At 55.2% G+C, this 10,230-nt stretch carries 9 protein-coding genes; 2 read left to right on the top strand and 7 right to left on the bottom strand.

All coding sequences use genetic code 11. The features are described from left to right. The coding region (locus DWX39_RS10330) for a hypothetical protein (protein WP_117759850.1) at window positions 1-385 on the bottom strand (385 nt) is incomplete at its 3' end. Window positions 386-608: 223 nt separating this feature from the next. Continuing rightward, window positions 609-1,496 (bottom strand): BspA family leucine-rich repeat surface protein, encoded by an 888-nt coding sequence (locus DWX39_RS10325; protein WP_147336404.1) that lies wholly within the window; start codon window positions 1,494-1,496, stop codon window positions 609-611. A gap of 226 nt (window positions 1,497-1,722) precedes the next feature. On the opposite strand from DWX39_RS10325, the gene DWX39_RS11050 reads away from it, so the two are divergent. Further along, window positions 1,723-1,923, top strand: coding sequence for a hypothetical protein (locus DWX39_RS11050; RefSeq protein ID WP_147338937.1), 201 nt, complete (start codon window positions 1,723-1,725; stop codon window positions 1,921-1,923). Between the two features lie 6 nt (window positions 1,924-1,929). Here the strand turns inward: DWX39_RS11050 and DWX39_RS10320 are convergent, their stop codons facing one another. From DWX39_RS10320 to DWX39_RS10305, 4 genes are all read right to left on the bottom strand, one after another. Continuing rightward, entirely contained in the window at window positions 1,930-2,433 is a 504-nt protein-coding gene (locus tag DWX39_RS10320; RefSeq protein ID WP_117759846.1) for a DUF192 domain-containing protein, read from the bottom strand. A 106-nt stretch (window positions 2,434-2,539) separates the two neighbouring features. Further along, window positions 2,540-3,397: a DUF6273 domain-containing protein gene (locus tag DWX39_RS10315; protein ID WP_117759844.1), complete on the bottom strand. Its 858-nt coding sequence runs from the start codon at window positions 3,395-3,397 to the stop codon at window positions 2,540-2,542. Window positions 3,398-3,721: 324 nt separating this feature from the next. Then, a complete protein-coding gene (locus tag DWX39_RS10310; RefSeq protein WP_117759842.1) occupies window positions 3,722-5,608 on the bottom strand; it encodes a DEAD/DEAH box helicase in 1,887 nt (628 codons plus the stop codon). 885 nt (window positions 5,609-6,493) lie between these two features. Then, a complete protein-coding gene (locus DWX39_RS10305) occupies window positions 6,494-7,438 on the bottom strand; it encodes a DUF6273 domain-containing protein (protein WP_117759840.1) in 945 nt (314 codons plus the stop codon). Window positions 7,439-7,911: 473 nt separating this feature from the next. Between DWX39_RS10305 and DWX39_RS10300 the strand changes: the two genes are divergently transcribed. Then, window positions 7,912-8,730 (top strand): PBECR4 domain-containing protein, encoded by an 819-nt coding sequence (locus DWX39_RS10300; RefSeq protein WP_117759838.1) that lies wholly within the window; start codon window positions 7,912-7,914, stop codon window positions 8,728-8,730. Between the two features lie 184 nt (window positions 8,731-8,914). On the opposite strand, the gene DWX39_RS10295 is transcribed toward DWX39_RS10300, so the two are convergent. Continuing rightward, a complete protein-coding gene (locus DWX39_RS10295; protein WP_147336403.1) occupies window positions 8,915-9,760 on the bottom strand; it encodes a hypothetical protein in 846 nt (281 codons plus the stop codon). Window positions 9,761-10,230 lie beyond the last annotated feature (470 nt).

Below are 10,230 nucleotides of genomic sequence, written 5' to 3'. Positions count from 1 at the left end.
TTGACCACTTTGTGCCGACATCCATCGCGGCCTTCGCCTTGGCGTAGACAACGGAGGACGTGCCATTCTTTGCGATGTCGGTGGCTGCAGCCTTCTGCTCATCGAGCGTCCAGTCCTTCGCGTCTTTGTTCACGACGGTCTTCATCGCCTCCTGATAGGCCTTTTCCTCCGCGCTCATGAAATTGCCACCGTCGGTACCGGTGTCGACCGTGTTTCCGACCAGGTTGAACTGGTTTCGGATGGCTCCCGCCACGCCGGGTCCGGCGAACACGATCACTAGGCCGATGATCGCGATGATCAGTACGTACTCGATGATAGATTGGCCACGGAGACGGGCACTCCTAGGAGATACCCCTCCCCGTGGCGAAAATGCCGCTGCATGCATACGCGGCTCCCTTCGCTCAGGGTTGGTAGATACAAGCCAAGGGTAGGGGTGTAGCGGGGCTTTGGGGCGGTCTTGCCGCTGCGGCAATGGTGTCTTCGCACGTACTGGACCGCACGCCTACCGAGGTACGTAGCTATCCGCCTATGCGGCTACATAGGTAGTCGAAACGGAAAATCTGGAAGTATCACGGTGCGCCTGCGCGGGGCGCTATCTAGGGTCTCCCCTATCGTGCAAGCATACCCCTAGACGCAACGTAGGTATCGGCAGTGTTTTTCGGGATGTCCTGCGGTGTGTATCCCCTGCCAGACGAAACGCTATACCACTTACCGTCGGCACCGGGGATGGTGTCGGCTGGGGGAGTCGGAAGATATGAGTTAGTACCTTCACCATTATCACAGATGACCCATTTCCAATTTAGACCAAGGGAAACTTTCGATAGGGATTGGCAATGGCCGAACATCTTGTTGGCATTGACCGTCGAAGCGAGATCGAAGCCCGAAAGGTCGAGGGATTGCAGGGATAAGCAGTCGAAAAACATCCCGAACAGCCCTGCTTTATCAGGGTGCGCAGACCAACCTCGAATATCAAGGTTCTTAAGCGAATGGCACTCTTGGAACATGCAGTTGAAGTTGTATGTACTTGAGACATCCCATGAGGAAAGATCGAGTGACTGCAACTGTGTTGCCATGAAGAAAGTATCGGCCATCTGGGTGCATTTGGATGTATCAAGCCGTGCGACATCAACGGACTTGAGCTTAGTCATGTTCGAAAACCAAACGCTTACGCTTTTAGGGGCGATGCGATCATCTACGATCTTGACCGCCTCAATCTGCGATTGATGCGCCGCCCAGGGAGCGGTCGACGAGCCATATCGGTTGGTAGGAGTCTCGACAAGCGTATACGTCCCCGTCTCATACCCCGTGTAAACATCGGTCACCCTGCGGTAGTTGAACATGTCTCCCGCCTTAGGCACGCCGCGGCGCTTGTAGAACATGAGGCTATTGTCATCGGCTGAGTAGACCGCGAACGCAGTACCCTTGTTGGGGTCGGGGATGTCCACCGGCTCGTAGAAGTTCTCGCCCGTGGTGCCCGACCCGATAGCCCCTGCCACGAGGTTGAACTGGTTCCTGATGGCGGATGAGACCCACGGCCCGGCAATCAATATCACCAAAACGATGATCGCGATGATCAGGACGTACTCTACCGTCGACTGCCCCTTCAGGCGGCGGGTAAATCTCGGAGATACCCCCCCCCGAAAGGAATTTCCGCTGCGTTCATGTGCGGCTCCTCTCGGATTGCTTTGAAATCATGGGGAAGCGTAGCCCGCGACGTGCCGCATGGAACCGATGTGCCGCAGCGGCAAGGACAGCAGTTGTGATCTGGGTTTGAGAATGGCTAAAGAAATCAGTGGATGGTTTGGCGTGTTCAAATTGAGGGAAATGGCTAAAAAATCAGCCAGGGAGAAGAAGCTCTTGAAAATCAATCGAATGAACCATGACAGCTGTGTTGGTCGTCAGCAACGATTAGGTAGCGTGTAGGTATTTCTAAAGGGCACGGCTATGCAAAAGTGCGGCAGCACCACCGAGGTGAGCCGCGGTATCAGAGCATCTGGTCACTTGGATACGATCTCGAACGATATCTCGGTAGTCGGGAGGGGTCACGGCTGCTTTCGGGCGGTCGGAGGATGTGGTTACGATCTCAATTGAATCGAGGTTCATGGGGACGGTACCGGCGGTCACTTCGAGGCATCCCTGAGTGTGCTTCGGGCCGAACGACAATTGCCAAGGCTTGACGGCCCTCGATACCGCCAAGACGGGTGCGTGACCATCTGGCTCTGCCGCTCCGTACCAAATGACATCGAGGGGAATCTTCATAAAGAACATGTGGATTGAAGAGCAGTTGCGGAACAATCCGGCATCACCGATTGGCATCTCGGGGCGTCCCATCAATCCCATGAAGCGCTTCCAGAAGGTGTCCATCACCTCGAATTTGTAGGAGCCGATGTTGTTTCCAGTTGCGTCGAACAGGCGAGCCTCGCTATCTGCCATGAAGGTATCCTCTCAAGCCAAAGTCTTTGATGGTTTGAAGATAGGGGTCATGGGGTCTAGCGAGGCTGATTTGCCGCTGCGGCAATTTGGGTGCTAGAAGGGTTGGCTAGAAGCAGAAAGCGGGGAACACGTAGCTGTTGTTCGTCGCACTGCCGTTGCTATAGCGACCGCCGTAATAGACATAGCGAAATCCCGCGCCGCTGCTCGGGTGCACCGAACGAGTCCAGTAATCGAGGCTCAACGAAGCTCCAGAATATTCCAACATCGACACACCCTTGGACTTGTAGTACTCGTACTGGGTACCATCGGAGTCGAGGCCACCGTAGATTTCGGTCATCGAGAGCAGGAAGACCTTGTCGGTCGTGGCCGAAGGCGTGCCGGCGGTACCGCCGCCCTTGTTATCGGTTATCTTCTTGACGGACTTCACCTTAGACTGGAGCTCGCCGGGCAAAAGCGACCAGAGGTCACCGCTGTTGAGACGGCCGCGAAGCTCCGACTTCTCCCAACCGCCGGCGTTGGTCTGGGTGGCGTTCATTCTCTGGGTAGACAAGGCGGTGTTGGTCGCCTTAAACGTCAGGCCCGCCTTGCCAGAGCCATCGGCAAGGTCATCGTGGTTGATGCCGATGATGCGGTAGGCCATCGCCTTGCCATTGGTCAGCTTCACCGACCAGGTCGTTCCCGCGTCCATCGCAGCCTTCGCCTTGGCGTAGACGACCGAGGACGTGCCGTTCCTGGCGATGTCGGTGGCCGCCGCCTTCTGCTCGTCGAGCGTCCAGTCCTTTGCCTCCTTATTCACAACCGTCTTCATGGCTTCGTGATAGGCCTTTTCCTCGGCGCTCAGGAAGCTGTCTCCATCGGTGCCACCGTCAACCGTATTCGTGATCTGGTTGAATTGGTTGCGGATGGCGCTGGAGACCTGCGGTCCCGCAAATACCACCACCAGACCGATGACGGCCGCGATCAAGACATACTCGATAATCGATTGACCTCTGAGGCAGGTCGTCTCAGGAACGACCCCCCCCCGAGGCGAAAATGCCGCTGCATGCATATGCGGCTCCCTTCGCTCAGGGCTAATAGATACGGCGCTATCGTAGGGACGGTGTGGGGGTTTGCGGCGGTCTTGCCGCTGCGGCAAGGACAGCAGTTGTGATCTGGGTTTGAGGATGACTAAAGAAATCAGTCAATGAGAGGATGCTATTGAAAGCACTCCGATCGACCAGGAATGAAGCAATGTCCAGCCGTTAGGGCTGGACAGGTTTGAGTTGTGAAATGTGGGGGCGTATATCCATCAGGAGTCATCATCGGCTTCGCCGATGCATCTGATGGCACTGAAGTCGCCATGGTTTCTGGCGGGTTCGAAGGCGTACCTCTTCCCGCGCCATACGTAGAAGCCGTTCTCGCGAATAGCCTTGAGGTCGGCGGGTTTTATGCAATGGCCGTCGGCTCTTACCTTGAAGGTCGTCCCGCACCCCGAAACCAGCCTCCATGAACCATCTTGTGACCAGTGGTTCGAAGTGCAAGTGAAGGATTTCTTGTTCTTAGTGAGCTTTAGGGCTTGGCCGCATTTGGGACACAAACCATAGATATCGGCGAAGGCCTTTTCCTGTTTGTCGAATGCGTTATCCAGAACCGCAGCCGCCTCGCGCTTCGTTAGGTGCTCGACATCGATCGCCTCGGCATCGTCACCAAGCATGCGCCTAATTTGACCGATTTGGGCGCTGGAGGCGGGCTTGTTGCCCCATTTTTTGACAGATTCAGTGTCCCATAGGGATCTGTCTTGGGAGGGTACGGGATAGTGGTCTAACCAGCGTCGAACTGCGGCCTCGGCTTCAGTCTCATCGTCATATTCACGGACAGTCTTGTTGTTGCCGTTGAAATCGACCATGACGCGGTAGAGGATATCGGGGGCGTGCATGCGAACCGACCAGCCCTTGCCTCGGATGACCTTCGAGCCGTCTGCGCGGCGAATCCAAGCGATATTCTGGCTCGATGATGTGAGGTCGACCTTGCGGGCGGAGAGAACCCAGCCCTCGGGAGTGTCCTCGGATGCCTCGATACGGTCGCGTAGACCCGACAGAGGGCCACGGATGGCCTTTTTCTCGTTCTCATCGAGGTCACTCGGGTCGATGCCGATCAGGCTCGGAGCCGTGCAGATATCGTTCTTATCGGAATCGCCCACGCAGTCTATCAGCAGCAGGTTCTTTTTCCTGTACCCCGTTTCGGGGTCCTCGTAGAGACGCAGGCCGCGCCCGACCATCTGCGTATAGAGAGTTGAGTTTCGCGTCGGCCGGGCTAGTAGAATCGTCTCGATGAGAGGCATGTCAGTGCCTTCGGTGAATACACCGAAATTGATGATGACGGGAATCTTTCGAGCGGTGAAGTCCTCGATAATCTGGCGGCGCTCGTCCATCGGGGTCTTGCCATCGACGACCACCGCGCCCTCGATGAGTTCGGCCAACGCGTAGGCATGTTTGACCGACGAGGCGAAGATGAGAGTCTGGCCGCGATGGAATCGGCGGTATGCCTCGGCGACCTGCGCGTTCGATTTCGGGCGATTCACGGCGTCGTTTAGGGCGTTCAGCTGGAAGTCTCCCGCGACGTGCTTCACGCCAGCGGTGGACCATTCGACCTCGACCTGCATGCAGTCGATATCGCAGAGGTACCCGCGGCGGATACCCCAGAGGAGATCGCGCTGGAAGACAATATCCTCGAAGATATCGTCCAATCCCCTACCGTCGCCTCGATTCGGCGTCGCCGTGAAACCGATGTGGAGACGGGGTTGCAGGTAATCGATTATCTTGCGGTAAGTTGGCGCTGAGGCATGATGCGCCTCGTCGGTCACGATGAGGTCGAAATCGCCCGGCTTGAAGTTCCGCTCAAGGCGGGTGCCGCGCGATAGGGTCTGCACCGAACCGGAGACGACTGGCTCGCCATCCGAATGCCTTTCGGCTTTCTCGATTCCCACGGGGCAATCGAAATACTTGACCGGCTGCGCCACCAGCTCGTCCCTATGAGACAGAATCAGCATTCGGCCGTGCCTGTGGATGTTCGCGAACGTGACGGTCTTGCCCAAGCCGGTTGCCATTTGCACCAGATGGGCGCCGCCGTCAAGGTTGTCGATTATGTCGATACATTCCGCTTGGTAGTCCCTTAATTTCAAACCGCTCGCGGACATGTGGCTCCTATCTCATGGAGGCCTGTGCCGCGGATCCGTGGTATGGGTAATTTGCGTTTATGGATTCGCGGCATATGGCCATGAAGTCCGGCCCCTTGTCCAGGCGACGATCGGTCGCATTGAATTACGGAACCCTACGAGACCCTTTCCCTCTCAGGGTAATCGCTGGCAGGAGACGTAGTCTGCTAAAACCGCCTATATCGACCTCACCTGGGTACTCGGTATCCGAAATGGGTCCCGTCATCCTTTGCGCCTTTCGCCAAGTTTTGAGCACTTGCGGACTCTTTCAGGCCCTTAGTGGCCACGTCCTCCGCGCTCGGCGCTCACCGATGCTGATCAGGCGTCGGATCGCGCGGCAGGCAACCGGATAGGTCAAGAATAGCCAGTCGGGCGATATTTGTTTATCGGGAATGATGGCCGAGCGGCAGGTGGATAGTGAGGAATTGCGCCTGGCGATGTGTCGGACGGGCAGATGGAGACAATTCGGGTTACTAGATGCGCGGGTAGGTGGTTATCGAACAGGAAGATTTTGCGGGGAGTTTGAACGTGTTGTGGAGGCGGTTCGGCTACGGGGAGTGTGGCGCGTAGCTGGGGCGACGGTTGAGTTCGGGGGTTTTGACGGGTCGTGGGTAAACCGCCGCGGCGGTGAGAATTGTGTGGCGGAGCGGCACAGGTAAGGGGGTAACGCGCGGGTAGAGGGGCAGGAATAGACAAAAGGGCGGAAACAGGGCTTTTAGCTTTGCGATATGGGGGATGATAACAAGGTGTTTTGCTGCGGGGCGCCTTTTTGGGCGCCCCGTGTGTTGGGCTGGGTGGTTGGAAGCAAAAGAAAGCCCGCACGGGCTGTGCGGGCTTAACAGATGAATCTAGAGACAGAAAGATGAATTAGAAGCAGAAGGCAGGGCAGATATCTGTATTAGAGCCATTCGAAACGGTCCAATTTGAGCCACCATCGTTGCTTGTGCACCTAAATCCGTAATTACCAACTAGAGAGCGAGTCCAAATGTTTCCGGGAATGTAACGCCAATTTGCACTCGAGCTTGTGCAGCCTTTTACCCTATAAAATTCGTATTGAGTACCATCGCCATCTTTATCACCCCAGAGTTCAGTCGATGAAAGCAAATAGAGTCTATCGTTAGTCGGAGTAACTATTGAGTTTTGATCTTGCCCCTTCGTGTTGTTCGTCAATTTGGTGACGGTTTGCACCTTTGATTGAAAATCATCAGGCATGAGGTTCCAGATCTCGCCGGAGTTCATCTTCTGACGGAGCTCCGACTTCTCCCAGCCGCCGGCAGTTGTTCCCTCAGCGTTCATCTTCTGGCTTCCAAATGTTCTATAGGTGGTAGTTACAAACGTCAACCCCGCCTTGCCTGAACCGTCCGCGAGGTCATCGTGGTCGATACCGATGATGCGGTAGGTCATCGTCTTACCGTTCGTCAGCTTTACCGACCAAGTTGTCCCCGCATCCATGGCGGCCTTGGCCTTGGCATAGACAACCGACGACGTGCCGTTCTTGGCGATGTCGGTGGCCGCCGCCTTCTGCTCGTCGAGCGTCCAGTCCTTGGCTTCCTTGCTCGCAACGGTCTTCATCGCCTCGCGGTAAGCCTTCTCCTCCGCGCTCAAGAAGCTGTCGCCTTCGGTCCCGGAGTCGACCGTGTTGGTGACTTGGTTGAACTGGTTTCGGATGGCTCCGGAGACCTGAGGGCCGGCGAAGATCACTACCAAACCGATGACGGCCGCGATCAGGACGTACTCGATGATTGACTGCCCTCGGAGGCGGGTATTCCTAGGAGATACCCCCCCCCGAAGGTTAATTGCCGCTGCATGCATATGCGACACTCCCTTCGTATGGGGATTGATATTGCATGCGGGAGCGTACGATACGGCGTGGGAGACGCAGCCTGTCTTGCCGCAGCGGCATGGCAATCTTTGCCCTCGCAGCCTCTTCAACTTGGACTTAAAAGCAAAATCAAAATTATTATTGGGATGATGTTGATCTTCTTGTCATGTAAGGGTACAATTTAGACATCTCGAAAGGGATCCAGACTCGGCTGGTAAACCTGACGTTCGGCGCGGTGTACGTGGACGCGCCTGGAGAGCTTGACCTCGAGTACGTTCAAGCCTAGGGGCCTAAGCCCCCGCGCCTAGACTTCGGTTTAGGAGAGCAGACTGGCAGGCAGCAACCGAGAATCAATAAGGGCGCGAAAGCGCCCTTATTTGTTTAGAGAGTAGATGTTGCCGCTGCGGCACCGATAACGACAGTTTCAGCGATTGAGGTAGTTTTCCCAAAAAGGAGGCACCTCATGAGAAGCAACAGCTATGGGCGTCTAGCCGGCAAGGAAGAAGCTGAGGCAATAATTTCACTAGCCCAGCAGTTCGATAAGAATTTGAATGGCAAATCTTTTCTTATTTGCTTCGGTACAAAGACACTTCGTTTTCTCGAAGTGTCATTTTCTGCTGGCAACTTCAGTCATCTCGCGGGCATCGACAAACACAATTGCCGAATCAAACCTCATGAGGTGTATGCCCGAGCGATTGCAGGCAATCTTAAACCCCAAGACCTCGGCTATAGCATCGCGCCTAAGTTTAAGATGAAAACAATCGCAGCCAAATTCCTAAATGAATTCGGTTCCACCGCAACACATGTGAGTGCAGTCAACAAGCGTCGCTCAAAAGTTAACGCTGAGATTTGGATATCCGGATCAAAAGCAGGCTTCGCAATTGGCGCGATTCACATCGGTTCAAAGAAATCGGGGCCGGTAACCTTCGCCCCGACAAGCCTTCAACTCCTGAGCGATATCGAACTCCAAGAAAAGTCGGTTGGCACGGTTGAGCCTATCGCTATCATCCTCTCGCGCAGGAATGACGAAATGTCCTATTCGGTCATTGAATATTTAGACGAAAATCTCACCGAAATCCACTCTTCTTCCCTTGCCTCGATACTGTTGAGCTGCGGAAATGAAGTAGCGCTAAGGAATAAATATCCTGAATTATGCGATCGGCTTTTCGACAAGGATTTCGAATCGCTCTATGACATTTCGGAATACGCCACGGAGTATGCCGAGGAGTGCAATCGAATCAACGCCCGCCGCGCGGAAATCGAAACGAGCCTCTCGAAATAAATACTCTCGAAGGCCGAGTGTCCTGTTGCCCCCTGAGCCTTCCGCCGTTGAGATGGCACCCGTGCATTGGGTCATCCCCTCTCTATGGGAAGTCCGATTAGAGTGACATGAAGTTAGTACATGCAACGGCGGATATATCAGCTAACAGTCAAGCTGTCATCGGTATGGCGCTTAAGCAAGGCGGCTATTTGAACCTGCTCAGGAAACGGCTCAAGGGATTGCGCTGCCACCATCGTTTCTTGTCGGTTTTCCCTTTCGACCAATCAGAGTTAGAACCATCGGATTCATCGGCTGCATTCTCATCTGGTTGAACAGCTTGATCTTCCTGCCCGTCAGCCATATCGTACGATTCCGCATCCGTTTCAATCGTTCCGAAGTAATCGAGCTCCGGTCCCTCGATCTCGGAATCCGCCTCCCTATCGATCTCGTCTACGATATCGCATAGACGAGTCAAATCCTCCCAAGTCAGGCGAGGCTGATTGCCCCAATCCTGCTTCCCGATACCCTTTGCCACGGCAATGTGGGCATGTCTGCCGATATATGAAAACTGAGCCCTTTCACTTTTAGAAAAACCAGATTGGTCTACATAGGGATGGTAATTATCCAGCACCGATACAGCCCTTGCAGCCCAAAGCCATTCGCGGCGCCTATCTCGCTGACATCTCGGGGACAGATCACCGAATACGATCCTCTGGAGCAATGATTCGCAATCCTCCGAGGTCAAATCGATACCGCCAAAATTTATCTCGATAACGTCCAGACCGATCTCGCTAAACTTTACTGCGTCTTCCAGCGACTTTTGGTGCTCCACGCGAATTTCAACCGCAACCCTGCCGAGATCCCCACGGCTATCTTTCAGTGTCAGGACGGCATCTGGGCGCAGGCCGTTTTCCTGAGTCGTCTCAAGCTCAACGGCCTCGATGGTGCTTTTTCTCGCCGAGTACGGCACCCAGATCTCCGGATAGACGCAGCGGTCGTCCTGTTCGAAAGTCTGCCGCCAATCGTGAACCCATCGTCCGGAATCGCTCATCCTCGACGCGTGCGGCGCGGCGTCCGCCAAGGAGACCATCGGGAGGCGGAACTCCCTGCCGACCGAGTCGGCCAGAAGAGACTTAACTGCCCTATGCAGCTGCGACTCGAAACCTCCGCCACACGAGGACAGCGAAGAGTGCCTGAAGCACTTGTAGTACGGGTGAGGCGTATTTGTCGCAGTCCGCACGGCCTGCAGTTTGCCGCCACAGGACGGGCAGCCGAGCCCGCAGCGCTCTCCGTACCTGTCGAGCGGTACCGAGCTCAACCATACAAACCTATCAGTTTGTGGGTCATATCCGAACGGCACGCCCCGTCCCGCGCATTTCGAAGCCATAGGACACCTTTCTGCTCACCTTGTTTAAGTCAACGTACAGGAGGCGCATAGTTCGGATTGGCCGTTGCCGCTACGGCAATCATGTTGGCTTGCCAATAGAAAGGCTCTGTTAGACCAGAATTGACATTTAGCAC

It is taken from the genome of Collinsella sp. AF19-1LB, assembly GCF_003459655.1.
In the GTDB taxonomy this organism is placed as follows: Bacteria; Actinomycetota; Coriobacteriia; order Coriobacteriales; family Coriobacteriaceae; genus Collinsella.
This window is presented reverse-complemented; position numbering and strand designations above follow the sequence as displayed.